Genomic DNA, 11575 nt, shown 5'->3' with positions numbered 1-11575 from the left:
CTATTATCGGCTGCCCGGACCCTCCCCGAGCCAGGAGTCATGATGACCGCATCCCGTGTGTTACTGAGTTCGAGCCTGATACTCCTGGCCAGCTGTGCCAGCCAGCCCACACCTCCACAGCCGCTGCTGGTGGAAAAACAGAGCCAGTGCCCGGTCACGCTCGATGTCGGCCAGGCCATCACCCTGGCGTTGCCCAGCAACCCCAGTACCGGTTATCGCTGGCTGCTGCAGAATCCGGCCAACGGCGTACTTGCGGCGCTGGGCCCCGAGGTCTACAGCAACCCCGAAGACACCGGCCTGGTGGGCAGTGCCGGCCGATCGCTGTGGCGCTTCAAGGCCAGCGCCAGCGGCAGCGGCCACCTGCTGCTGGTGTATCAGCAACCCTGGGCACCGGAGGTCAAGCCGGCGATGAGCTTCGACTGCGACATCCAGGTACGCTGAGGCTGCGCCGCGGAGCATTTACTCGAGGCGTTTCTGAAGACGCCTGGCACACTCTTCGATGAATGACCACTGCGCCAGGAAATTCTTGAAGTGAATGACGAATCTGGCCAGTTGCTGACTGTCCTGCATGCTGTGCAACTTGCCGATCGAGGCGTCCAGATAGGTCTCGATGAACTGCCAGGCGGTCTGCAGGTGCGACGCAGCAGTGGTGACGTCTTCCAGGCGTACCACCAGATTTCGCATGCGCTGCGCCAGTAGCCCCAGGTTCCCTTCCTTTGTGCCGGATGCCACCAGGCGCTCGATCTTGCGCCCCAGTGCCGGCCTCAATTCGAACCGGGCGTCATCACGAAACCTGTCGGTCTCCTTGCGTACTTCACCGACCTGGAACTGGAAGACGCCCGCCGAGTTCTTGAGGTTGGCCACCCACCGTGCCATCTCCTGCACAAGGGTTCGGTCTGGTGCATCCAGCCGCACGGGCACCTCGAACTGCATGCCTTGCCAAGCCTCCCTGCGCCCGCCCAACGCCTTGGTACGTTCACAGGCCAGCAGCGCACGCTCGCCTGACAGGCTGATGGAGCTTGCACAGTTGATCAGCGCGATGGGCAACTGAGTGCTTTTCTGCTTCAACCGCCCCCATGAGTCGGCGTGGAGATTGATGCGATGGAACAACACCTGCATCGGGTAGAAGTCGAGCTCGGGGTCCGGGTGACGGTAGTATCCCAACCACTGCAGAAAGGCCTCCCGTCGGGTCGGTATCGCCATCACATGGTCCATGTAGGCATCCAGCACGGCAACGTGTTCGCGGGTGAACGTCAGGTCGATTCGCCCCTCCTCCTCCAGATCCTGCACCAATTGCAGCGGAATCAGGGCTATCTGGGTATCCAGCTCATCCTGAGGCAGTGGATGCCTCAGTCTTTGAATAATGTTGTTCATTGTGGGTCATCACCAGAGCAATCCAGAAGCCGCAAGGCGCTGCTGGCCAGCACAGCCTGCAGCGCCTTGCGCCCTTCACTCAAAGGCCGGCAACATACTCGGCCTTGATCTTTTTCTTGTAGGCTTTCAACGCCTCGACCAGCTCGCTGACCGCTCTCAACGCCTGCACATCGTCGATGCTGCAGGCGATGAGCCGATCCCAAACCGGCTTCAGTTGCACGGCGATGCGCCTGATGCCGGCCAGCCATTGCTCGCGTGACGTGACCAGCTCGGCATAAGCCTCAAGGTGCTGACACTGGGCCTGGAGGCGCGTCTTGTCCCGTGCCATCGCGGTCAGTTGCAGTTGCAGTTCATCGTGCTGCTTCTGCATCCCTCGGCGCTGCTCGAGCATCGTTGCATAGCGCATGCCTTCCATTGCCGCACCGATGATTTCGCCGATTTTCTTCAGCGCGCCTTGCACTGCCTCGACCGACAGTCCGCCCGTGGCGATGACATCCGCCGCCGCCTTGAGCTGCTCGGTGGTCGGCAACAGGCCGCCGAAGGTGGATTCCACCTTGGCCGCCTCAAGTACCTTGATCGCCTCGTCAAGACTGGCCAGGGCCTCGCGCCGCACGGCCAGTTCGTCTTCGCAGGCCTTGCTATTGGCCGCCAGCCTGTCGAGCTCGCCCTGATAGCGAGCCTTGTCGGCACTGGAGTCATAGACCGGGATGGCCGTGATCTGAGCCGTGGCCGTGCGCAACTGCCCCAACTGATCGTTGAGCTTGACGGCAATCTCGCCGATGGCGTCCTGTGCCACCTCCAGATACTGCGCAATGTCCTCGGGATCATCGTTCGGGTCGATGTCCTTTTCGAGGCCGCCCAGGTCATTGCTCTTGATCGCGACGATGATGCGATCGGCATGGCGCATCAGTTGCTGGAGGTTGTCGTCAAGACAGCGTGCATTGCGCTCCACACGCTCGTGCAACAGGGGCAGGAAGGCATAGCGGCTGTCCTGGGCGGCCTTCAGGTAGGCGGCACCGGCACGCAGGACCCTGTCGAACTGCGGATCATCCCAGCCCAGCGGAAATTGAAGAATGTTGCTCATGGGTAGCTCCTTATTGGGCCCACAGCGTGTCGTCGAAGACCCGGCTCATGGTGATGGAGCAGGCTTCGATAAACGCCCACTGCGAGAGAAAGTTTCTGAAATGGATGATGAAAATGCCCAGCTGCCGGCTGTCGTTCATCTTTTCGAGCTTTTCGATGGACGCTTCGATGTAGGTGCCGATGGTCTGCCAGGCCGTCTGCAGGTGCGAGGAAGCGGTCACCACCTCCTGCAGGCGGGTGGCCAGTTCATCCATATGGGTCGTGAGTACCTGCAGGCGTCCCTCCAGGTTGACCGCCGCCGTCAGGCGCGCCCCGACAGCCTTGCGTTCCTTCTGCACCCGGTTGCGGGTCTTGCGCACCTTTTCGGCCTTGGAGCCGTAGATCGAGCCTGAGATGACCGCCCCCAGCGGGCCGGCCGCCAGCCCGGACAGGGCCGCCTTGACGTACTCGTCGTACTGCTTGTTGAGGTTGTCGATTTCCTTGTCCAGCGCCGCCAGCTCATCGCGCAGGGCCTGGGTGGCACCGCTGGCCTGGTGACGCTCGATGGCGTCGGTCTTGAGGGCGACCTCGTTCATCAGCTCGAAACGCGCGGTGTCGCGAAAGGTTTCGGTGTGGCTGCGCACACTGCTTACACGCGCGTGAAAATGCTCGACTTCATCCTTGAGCACCTCCATGTAGTCCACCAGCGACGAGACGATCTCCCGGTCGCCGAAGCTCAACGCAACCGGCGCTGCGAACTGCACGGACTCCCACGTATCACGCCGCCCGCCAAGGGCCTTGGTCTTCTCGCATTCCTGCATCACCCCCTCGCCGGTGGTGTTGATGCCACGGGCACACACCCCCAGCTCGGCGGACAGCTTCTTGCACTCGTCGGACAGCGTGCCCCAGGCGCGGGCATGCTTGTGCAGGTTGAGAAAGGTCGTGCGCATGGCACTGACCGACAGTACCGGCTCCTTGATGTCGGTGTAGCCAAGCCAGGGCACCAGCGACGCGGTTTCGGTCGGCAGGCCGGTGACATACTTCACATACTGATTGAGCGTGACGATATGTTCGCGGGAAAGCGTCAGCCCTCCCTCGTTTTCGCCATCACGCTGGTTCATGCCTTCGATCAGGTTTCTGGGCAGCAGGGCCGCTTCCTTTTCCAGTTCACCGGTATCGTACGAGCGCGCGCCAGGTTCGAGTTTCATTTCACATTCCTTGTGAGTGAGCCAATAGGGTCAAGCCACTTCACTCTAAGGACCCGCCGGCAAGACAAATAGCCGGCAGGCTTTCCTCGAAGCCGGCATTGGAATGCAGCGGCCAGCCGCGCCGGTCAGTCGGCCATGCATCCTGTTGCAACATTGGCTAAAATGCCGGCCCTTTACCGCCGAACGCCTGGATTGCCCGTGAGCAAAGAGCCCGATCGCCTGTTCGCCACCCCGCTGGCGCAGGTCCCCGATTTCACCTTCAACGAAGATGTCGTGCGGGTTTTCCCCGACATGATCAAGCGCTCGGTGCCCGGCTACCCGACGATCGTCGAGAACATCGGCGTGCTGGCTGCCCAGTTCGCCCAGCCCGATACCCTGCTGTACGACCTGGGCAGCTCGCTCGGTGCGGTGACCCAGGCGATGCGCCGACATGTACGCAGCGAGGGCTGCAAGGTGCTGGCAGTAGACAACTCCCCGGCCATGGTCGAGCGCTGCCGCGAATACCTCAGCCACCAGGACGCGATGCACCAGGAGTTGCTGCCGGTGCAGGTGATCGAGGCCGACATCACCGCGCTGGACCTGCAGCCGGCGTCGGTGGTGGCGCTGAACTTCACCCTGCAGTTCATCGAGCCGCAGGCACGCCTGGCCCTGCTTGGCCGCATTCGCCAGTGCCTGGTGCCTGGCGGCGCACTGATCCTGTCGGAGAAGCTGCGCTTTGCCGACCCGCAGCAACAGGCCCTGCTCACCGATCTGCACGTGGCCTTCAAACGCGCCAACGGCTACAGCGAACTGGAAATTGCCCAGAAGCGCAGTGCCATCGAAAACGTGATGAAACCCGACAGCCTCGAGGAACACCGTCAGCGCCTGCTGGCAGCCGGTTTCTCGCAGGTGGTGCCGTGGTTCCAGTGCCTGAACTTCGCCTCGCTGATTGCCCTGCCATGATCGATCTGACTCCCCTGGTCCGCCGCATGGCGGGCACCCCATTGGCGCACTGGGCCCAAGGCCTGCAAGCGCAACTCGATGCCAAGCTGGAAAAGGGCCATGGCGACCTGGAGCGCTGGCAAAGCGCACTGGATGCGCTGCCGGCCCTGGAGCCCAGCCAGGTCGACCTGCTGCACGGCCTGCGCCTGGACAGCGACTGCGACGACGCCACCCGCGCACAGGTGCGCACCGCGCTGATGGGCCTGTCGCCCTGGCGCAAGGGCCCGTTCGACCTGTTCGGCGTGCACGTGGACACCGAATGGCGTTCGGACTGGAAGTGGTCACGGGTCGCGCCGCACCTGGACCTGCGCGGCAAACGCGTGCTGGATGTGGGCTGTGGCAACGGCTACTACCAATGGCGCATGCTCGGCGCCGGCGCCGACAGCGTGATCGGCGTGGACCCCAACTGGTTGTTCTTCTGCCAGTTCCAGGCCGTGCAGCGTTACCTGCCGGACCTTCCCGCCTGGCACTTGCCGTTCGCCCTGGAAGACCTGCCGGCCAACCTGGAAGGTTTCGACACGGTGTTCTCGATGGGGGTGTTCTACCACCGCCGCTCGCCGATCGAGCATTTGCTGGCGCTCAAGGACTGCCTGGTCAAGGGGGGCGAACTGGTGTTGGAAACCCTGGTGGTCGAGGGTGACGAGCATCAGGTGCTGGTGCCTGAAGACCGCTATGCGCAGATGCGCAATGTATGGTTTCTGCCCTCGGTGCCGGCACTGGAGCGCTGGTTGCGTCGCGCCGGCTTCAGCGATGTGCGCTGCGTGGATGTGAGCGTGACCAGCGTCGAGGAACAACGCAGCACCGACTGGATGCGCTACCAGTCGCTGAGCGACTTCCTCGACCCTACCGACCCGACCCGAACCGTCGAAGGCCTGCCGGCACCCAGGCGGGCGGTGCTGGTGGCGCGCAAGTAATCAGAAGGGGGCCTCTTCGCCTGCAGGAGCCGGCCTTGCCGGCGCAGAGGCCCTTGCGAACACGGCGTGCGTCAGTCCTTCACCACCTGCTGCTGCACCTGCTCCTTCTTCTGCGCTACCTCCTTCCTGCCCTCCCCATGCACCCGCTCCTGGCTCTTGCGAAACTCGGCCCAGAACGCCTTGGTGCGCTCGGCGCCGCCTTCGGCCATTGCCGCGCTGCTGCCCAGCAGCAACGCGGCGATCAGTGCGTACTTGCTCAGGTTCATCGACCTTCCCTCATGATTGGATTCGAACCGATCATAAGCAGCCCAAGCTAACGCCAAGGTGAGCCGCACATTACAGTGCTGCAAGATTGTGCTCCTCCTCCTTGCGGTGCGCCCAGTGGTACAGGGCCGGCAGCACCAGCAGGGTCAACGCGGTGGACGAGAGGATGCCGCCGATCACCACGGTGGCCAGCGGGCGCTGCACCTCGGCACCGGTGCCAGTGGCCAGTGCCATCGGAATGAACCCCAGCGACGCCACCAACGCGGTCATCAGCACCGGCCGCAGACGCGTCAGCGCACCTTCGTCGATGGCCACGCGCAGCGGCCGGCCCTGCTCGCGCAAGCTGCGGATGAAGGCGATCATCACCAGCCCGTTGAGCACCGCCACCCCCGACAGGGCGATGAAGCCCACCCCCGCCGAAATCGACAATGGAATGTCGCGCAGCCACAGCGCCACCACCCCGCCGGTCAGCGCGAACGGGATGCCGGTGAACACCAGCAGGCCGTCCCTGACGCTGTTGAACATCATGAACAGCAGCCCGAACACCAGCAGCAATGCCACCGGCACCACCACCTGCAGGCGCTTGGCCGCCGATTGCAGCTGCTCGAACTGACCGCCCCAACGCGTCCAGTAGCCAGGCGGCACTTCCACCTGCGTATCGATGCGCTCGCCGGCCTCGGCCACGAACGAACCGATGTCGCGGCCACGCACGTTGGCGCTGACCACCACCAGGCGCTTGCCGTCTTCGCGGCTCACCTGGTTGGGCCCCTGCACCAGCGCCAGGCTGGCCACCTCGGCCAGGCTGATGAAGCCGATACCGCCGTCGCTGCCCGCACTGGCCGGTACCGGAATCAGCAGCTGCGACAAGCCTTCGATGTCGGTACGCACGTCGTCCGAGAGGCGCACCACCATGTCGAAACGCCGGTCGCCCTCGTACAGCGTGCCGGCCTGGCGGCCGCCCACGGCCACGGCGATGGTGTCCTGCACATCGCCGACGTTGAGCCCGTAGCGTGCAGCCTTGTCGCGGTCGACCTCGATGGTCAGCACCGGCAGGCCCGAGGTCTGCTCGACCTTGACCTCCGATGCCCCCGGCACCGCCTGCAAGGTTGCGGCAATCTGTGCTGCCGTGCGGTTGAGCACCGTCATGTCGTCGCCGAAGACCTTGACCGCCACATCGCTGCGTACCCCGGAAATCAGCTCGTTGAAGCGCAGTTGAATCGGCTGCGACAGCTCGTAGTTGCTACCCGGCACCCGCGCCGCCGCGCGCTGGATATCGGCGATCAGTTGCTCGCGCGACTTGCCGGGGTCGGGCCACTGCGCCTGCGGTTTGAGCATCACGTAACTGTCGGAGATGTTCGGCGGCATCGGGTCGGCGGCGATCTCGGCGGTGCCGGTGCGCGCAAATACGCGCTGCACCTCCGGCACCTGGCTGACCACACTCTCCTCCAGGCGCTGCTGCAATTGCACCGACTGGCTCAGGCTGGTGCCCGGCACCCGCAGCGCCTGCAGGGCGAAATCGCCTTCGCTGAGGCTGGGCACGAACTCGCTGCCCATGCGCCCGGCCAGCACCGCGCACAGCAGCACCGACGCCCCGGCCAGGGAAAACGCCAGCCCACGGTGCCCCATCACCCAGCGCAATAGCGGCGCATAGCCGGCCTTGGCGCTGCGCATCAGCAGGTTGTCCTCTTCCTTGACCTTGCCGGTGACGAACAGCGCGATGGCCGCCGGCACGAAGGTCACCGAGAGCAGCATCGCTCCCAGCAGGGCAATCACCACGGTGAAGGCCATGGGGTGGAACATCTTGCCCTCCACCCCGCTCAGGGCAAAGATCGGCAGGTACACCACCATGATGATCAACTGGCCGAAGATCAGCGGGCGGCGCGCCTCGCGGGCGGCATTGAACACTTCGTGCAGGCGCTCGGAGCGGGTCAGCAGGCGGCCATGGTGCTGCTGGGCGTGGGCCAGGCGGCGGATCGCGTTCTCCACGATCACCACCGCGCCATCGACGATGATGCCGAAGTCCAGCGCACCCAGGCTCATCAGGTTGGCACTGACCTTGTTGCCGAACATGCCGGTGAAGGTGAACAGCATCGACAGCGGAATCACCATGGCGGTGATCAGCGCGGCGCGGATGTTGCCGAGAAACAGGAACAGCACCGCGATCACCAGGATCGCACCTTCCACCAGGTTCTTCTTCACCGTGGCGATGGCCTTGTCGACCAGGTCGGTGCGGTCGTACACCGTGACCGCGCTGACACCTGCCGGCAGCGTGCGGTTGATCTGCGCCAGCTTGTCGGCCACTGCCCGCGACACGGTGCGGCTGTTCTCGCCGACCAGCATGAACACGGTGCCCAGCACCACCTCACGGCCATTTTCGGTAGCCGCGCCGCTGCGCAGTTCGCGGCCGATGCCCACCTGGGCGACATCGCGTACGCGAATCGAGGTGCCGTCGACAGTGGCCAGCACGATGTTGGCAATGTCGTCGATGCCTGCCAGTTGCCCCGGCGCACGAATCAGCAGTTGCTCGCCACGGCGCTCGATGTAGCCGGCACCGACGTTGGCGTTGTTGCGCTCCAGGGCCGTCAGCAGGTCGCCCAGGGTCAGCTTGTAGGCGGCCAGGCGCCTGAGGTCGGGGGCAATCTGGTACTCCTTGGCGTAGCCGCCGATGCTGTTGATCTCGGCCACGCCGCGCACGTTGCGCAACTGCGGCTTGATGATCCAGTCCTGGATCTCGCGCAGGTCGGTGGGCGTGTACTCGCTGCCGTCGGCCTTGCGCGCATCCGGCGCGGCTTCCACGGTCCACAGGAAGATCTCGCCCAGGCCGGTGGAGATCGGCCCCATGGCCGCCTCGACGCCGTCGGGCAACTGCCCGCGCGCCTGTTGCAGGCGCTCGTTGACCAGTTGCCGGGCGAAGAACAGGTCGGTGCCCTCGTCGAAGATCACCGTCACCTGCGACAGCCCCGAGCGCGACAGCGAACGGGTCTGCTCCAGGCCCGGCAGGCCGGCCATGGCAGTCTCGATGGCGAAAGTGATGCGCTGCTCGGTTTCCAGCGGTGAAAAGCCCGCCGCCGAGGTGTTGATCTGCACCTGCACGTTGGTGATGTCGGGCACCGCATCGATCGGCAGCTTCTGGTAGCTGGCCAGCCCCAGCCCGGCCATCAGCAGCACCGCGAGCATCACGATCAGGCGCTGCTCGATGGCAAATTGAATGATCCGTTCGAACATGAGGAGTACTCGTGGGGGCTCAGTGGGAATGCTCGGCGCTGGCTTTGCCCAGCTCCGACTTGAGGATGAAGCTGCCCTGTGCCGCCACCTGCTGGCCGGCCTGCAGGCCCGCCTTGATCTGCACGAAGCCGTCGGCCACCACACCCGGGGTCACCGCCTGGGCGGTGAAGCCCTCTGCACTGCGCACGAACACGGTGGGCTGCTCTTCGAGGGTCTGCAGCGCGGCCTCCGGTACCGCCAGCGCCTCGTCCAGGCGTTCGGTAGGCACCCGCACCGCCACGAACAGGCCGGGGCGCCAGGCGCCGCGAGGGTTGTCCAGGGTGACCCGCACGGTGGCGGTGCGGGTCTGCTCGCCGAGCAGGCTGCCCACATGGCTGACCGTGCCGCTGGCCTGCTCGCCCAGTTCACTGGCCAGCACCGTCACCGGCATGCCGACGCGCAGCCTGGCCAGGTCACGCGGGGCCACGCCAAAGGTTGCCCATACCCGCGACAGGTCGGACAAGGTGAAGGCCGCACTGCTCTCGCTGACCACTTCGCCCGGCACCAGGTGCTTTTCCACCACCTGCCCGTCAAACGGTGCACGCAGTTCATAGCGGTTGCCGCCGGCCAGCACCACGCTGCCACTCAGTGCGCTGATCTTCTGCCGGGCATTGGTGGCGGCGATCTCGGCTTCCTGCAGGGCCTGGCGCGCCTGCAGGTAGTCCTGTTCGGCAGAGATGCCCTCCTGCCACAGGTCTTTCTCGCGGGCGAAGGTGCCGCGCGCCAGTTCCAGTCGCCGCTGGCTGGCCGCCAGCTCGCTGCGCTGCTCGGAGATCTGCGGGCTGGCGATCACCGCCAGCAGTTGCCCGGCCTTGACCTGCTGGCCGAGCACCACGGCCACCGATTCCACCACCCCGGCCGCACGCGGCACCAGGTGCGCGGTACGGTCCTCGTCGAAGCGGATCTCGCCCGGCAGGCCGAGGCTGCGGCTCAAGGTGCGCGGGGCCACGGTGGCCAGCTCGATACCGGCCACCTGGATCTGCTCGTCGCTCAGGGTCAGGTGGCCCTCCTGCTGTTCTTCGCCATGGCCTTCCTCGCCATGGGCGTCGTCGCCATGGCCCTTTTCCTCATCGCCATGGCCCGCCTCGGCATGCGCCGCGTGGGAGGCCTGCGGCGCATTCATCTGGTGACCCAGCACAACCCCCAGGCCAACGCCCAGGGTCAGGGTGACGGCCACCAGCGTGATGGTTTTGCTGTTCATGCACATTCCTCGGCAAATCGTCGGGGGTCAGCGGCTGGCGGTGGCCAGGTCGCCGAAAAGTCGTTCCAGGCGGACTCGCGCATCGCTGCCCTGGGCCTGCGCCGCCAGGTATTGGGTGCGCGCCGCCACCAGCGTGCGCTGGGCGTCGAGCACCTCGAGAAAGCTGAACTTGCCGCGCTCGAAACCCCGCGTGGCGGCGTCCACCGCCTGCTGCGCCGCCGGCAGTATCGAGCGGTCGAAGGCCTGTACCTCGCCCGCAGCCACCTGCCACTGCACCAGCGCCTGCACCACTTCGCTGCGCACCCGCAGTTCGGCGCCGTTGCGCAGGTCGCGGGCCTGATCGGCACGCCGCGCCGCCGCCAGCACATTGCCCTGGTTGCGATCGAACAAGGGCAGCGGTATCGACACCCCGACCACATTGATGCGCTCGCGGTCGGCCTCGCTGTACTGGCTACCCAGGCTGACGGTGAGGTCGGGGATGCGCTGGCTGCGAGCCAGCCCCAGGTCAGCCTCGCGCTGCTCGATCTGCAGGCGGGCCAGGCGCAGCTCGGCCGTGCGCTCGAGGCGGGCAAGCAGCGTGTCGCCCTCGGCTGGGGTCAGGGCGTCGGACGGCATGCCTGCCACCCGCTCGAACCCCGCCTGCGGCGCCCCCGTCACGCTGGCCAGTTGCTGATAGGCCACGGCCACGGCCTGCTGGGCACGGCCTCGTTCCAGGCGCATCTCGGACACCTGCACCTGCGCGCGGGTGGTTTCGATGGGGGAAGCGCTGCCGGCCCGCACCCGCCCCTGCACCACCTGCAGGCCACGCTCGGTCAGGCGCAGCGACTGCTCGGCCAGTTGCAGCCGTTCCTGGGCCTGCACGGCGGCATGAAACGCAGCCAGCACCTCGGCGCGCAAGGCATTGCCCTGGCGTTCCAGTTCCAGCGCCGCCAGGGCCTGCTCCCGCTGGGCCACCTCCACCCGCGCACCGCGCTTGCCGCCCAGTTCCAGGCGCTGGCTGAGGCTGACGGTGGTGGTCTGCGAGCCGCGGCGGGTATCTTCCTGCTCCCAGCTCAACTCCGGGTTGGGCAGCAGGCCGGCCTGGTTGCGTTCGCCCAGGGCGATCTCGGTGCCCCAGCGCGCCGCGGCAAGCTCGGGGTTGTTGTCCTGCGCGGTGCGCAAGGCGGCATCAAGCGTCAGCACGCTCGCCTGCAGCGCTGTCGAAAGCCCCAGCAGCACCCCGGCCAGCGCCGCCAGCCGCGCCACGCGCTGTGGATGAAGCCTGTGCCTGCACGTCATGCGTGAATCCCCCGCGCCCATTTCGAAGC

The 11575-nt window shown here is 65.7% G+C and carries 10 protein-coding genes; 3 read left to right on the top strand and 7 right to left on the bottom strand.

The genetic code is table 11. The annotated features are described in order from the left end of the window. Positions 1-42: 42 nt before the first annotated feature. Complete coding sequence (locus JZZ72_RS07200; protein ID WP_043862010.1) at positions 43-441, top strand: protease inhibitor I42 family protein; 399 nt, start codon at positions 43-45, stop codon at positions 439-441. 18 nt (positions 442-459) lie between these two features. Here JZZ72_RS07200 and JZZ72_RS07195 read toward each other — a convergent pair whose 3' ends face one another. From JZZ72_RS07195 to JZZ72_RS07185, 3 genes are all read right to left on the bottom strand, one after another. Next, complete coding sequence (locus JZZ72_RS07195; protein ID WP_210014229.1) at positions 460-1374, bottom strand: hypothetical protein; 915 nt, start codon at positions 1372-1374, stop codon at positions 460-462. Positions 1375-1453: 79 nt separating this feature from the next. Continuing rightward, entirely contained in the window at positions 1454-2458 is a 1005-nt protein-coding gene (locus tag JZZ72_RS07190) for an alpha-xenorhabdolysin family binary toxin subunit B (protein WP_058540954.1), read from the bottom strand. A 10-nt stretch (positions 2459-2468) separates the two neighbouring features. Further along, positions 2469-3644 (bottom strand): alpha-xenorhabdolysin family binary toxin subunit A, encoded by a 1176-nt coding sequence (locus JZZ72_RS07185; protein WP_054914767.1) that lies wholly within the window; start codon positions 3642-3644, stop codon positions 2469-2471. A gap of 162 nt (positions 3645-3806) precedes the next feature. Between JZZ72_RS07185 and cmoA the strand changes: the two genes are divergently transcribed. Beyond that, entirely contained in the window at positions 3807-4586 is a 780-nt protein-coding gene (gene cmoA, locus JZZ72_RS07180) for a carboxy-S-adenosyl-L-methionine synthase CmoA (RefSeq protein WP_173925038.1), read from the top strand. Continuing rightward, entirely contained in the window at positions 4583-5539 is a 957-nt protein-coding gene (gene cmoB, locus JZZ72_RS07175) for a tRNA 5-methoxyuridine(34)/uridine 5-oxyacetic acid(34) synthase CmoB (protein ID WP_043862015.1), read from the top strand. Before cmoA ends, cmoB begins: the two co-directional genes overlap by 4 nt. Positions 5540-5610: 71 nt before the next feature. On the opposite strand, the gene JZZ72_RS07170 is transcribed toward cmoB, so the two are convergent. The 4 genes from JZZ72_RS07170 to JZZ72_RS07155 all read right to left on the bottom strand — a co-directional run bounded on the left by JZZ72_RS07170 (position 5611) and on the right by JZZ72_RS07155 (position 11546). Further along, positions 5611-5805 (bottom strand): co-regulatory protein PtrA N-terminal domain-containing protein, encoded by a 195-nt coding sequence (locus tag JZZ72_RS07170; protein ID WP_058540951.1) that lies wholly within the window; start codon positions 5803-5805, stop codon positions 5611-5613. A gap of 70 nt (positions 5806-5875) precedes the next feature. After that, positions 5876-9028, bottom strand: a complete 3153-nt coding sequence (locus tag JZZ72_RS07165) for a CusA/CzcA family heavy metal efflux RND transporter (protein ID WP_210014228.1) — start codon at positions 9026-9028, stop codon at positions 5876-5878. Positions 9029-9047: 19 nt separating this feature from the next. Then, positions 9048-10268: an efflux RND transporter periplasmic adaptor subunit gene (locus tag JZZ72_RS07160; protein ID WP_043862018.1), complete on the bottom strand. Its 1221-nt coding sequence runs from the start codon at positions 10266-10268 to the stop codon at positions 9048-9050. Positions 10269-10295: 27 nt separating this feature from the next. Further along, entirely contained in the window at positions 10296-11546 is a 1251-nt protein-coding gene (locus tag JZZ72_RS07155) for a TolC family protein (protein WP_210014227.1), read from the bottom strand. Between the last annotated feature and the right edge of the window lie 29 nt (positions 11547-11575).

It is taken from the genome of Pseudomonas palmensis (assembly GCF_017848315.1).
GTDB classification, from domain to species: Bacteria; Pseudomonadota; Gammaproteobacteria; order Pseudomonadales; family Pseudomonadaceae; genus Aquipseudomonas; species Aquipseudomonas palmensis.
The sequence above is the reverse complement of the archived record's forward strand: the minus strand, read 5'-3'. Positions and strand labels throughout refer to the sequence as shown.

Bases quoted from the DNA above. Each gene is read 5' to 3' on its own strand.
- JZZ72_RS07200 (WP_043862010.1), top strand. From the start codon at position 43: ATGACCGCATCCCGTGTGTTACTGAGTTCGAGCCTGATACTCCTGGCC.
- JZZ72_RS07195 (WP_210014229.1), bottom strand. From the start codon at position 1,374: ATGAACAACATTATTCAAAGACTGAGGCATCCACTGCCTCAGGATGAG.
- JZZ72_RS07190 (WP_058540954.1), bottom strand. From the start codon at position 2,458: ATGAGCAACATTCTTCAATTTCCGCTGGGCTGGGATGATCCGCAGTTC.
- JZZ72_RS07185 (WP_054914767.1), bottom strand. From the start codon at position 3,644: ATGAAACTCGAACCTGGCGCGCGCTCGTACGATACCGGTGAACTGGAA.
- cmoA (WP_173925038.1), top strand. From the start codon at position 3,807: ATGCCGGCCCTTTACCGCCGAACGCCTGGATTGCCCGTGAGCAAAGAG.
- cmoB (WP_043862015.1), top strand. From the start codon at position 4,583: ATGATCGATCTGACTCCCCTGGTCCGCCGCATGGCGGGCACCCCATTG.
- JZZ72_RS07170 (WP_058540951.1), bottom strand. From the start codon at position 5,805: ATGAACCTGAGCAAGTACGCACTGATCGCCGCGTTGCTGCTGGGCAGC.
- JZZ72_RS07165 (WP_210014228.1), bottom strand. From the start codon at position 9,028: ATGTTCGAACGGATCATTCAATTTGCCATCGAGCAGCGCCTGATCGTG.
- JZZ72_RS07160 (WP_043862018.1), bottom strand. From the start codon at position 10,268: ATGAACAGCAAAACCATCACGCTGGTGGCCGTCACCCTGACCCTGGGC.
- JZZ72_RS07155 (WP_210014227.1), bottom strand. From the start codon at position 11,546: ATGACGTGCAGGCACAGGCTTCATCCACAGCGCGTGGCGCGGCTGGCG.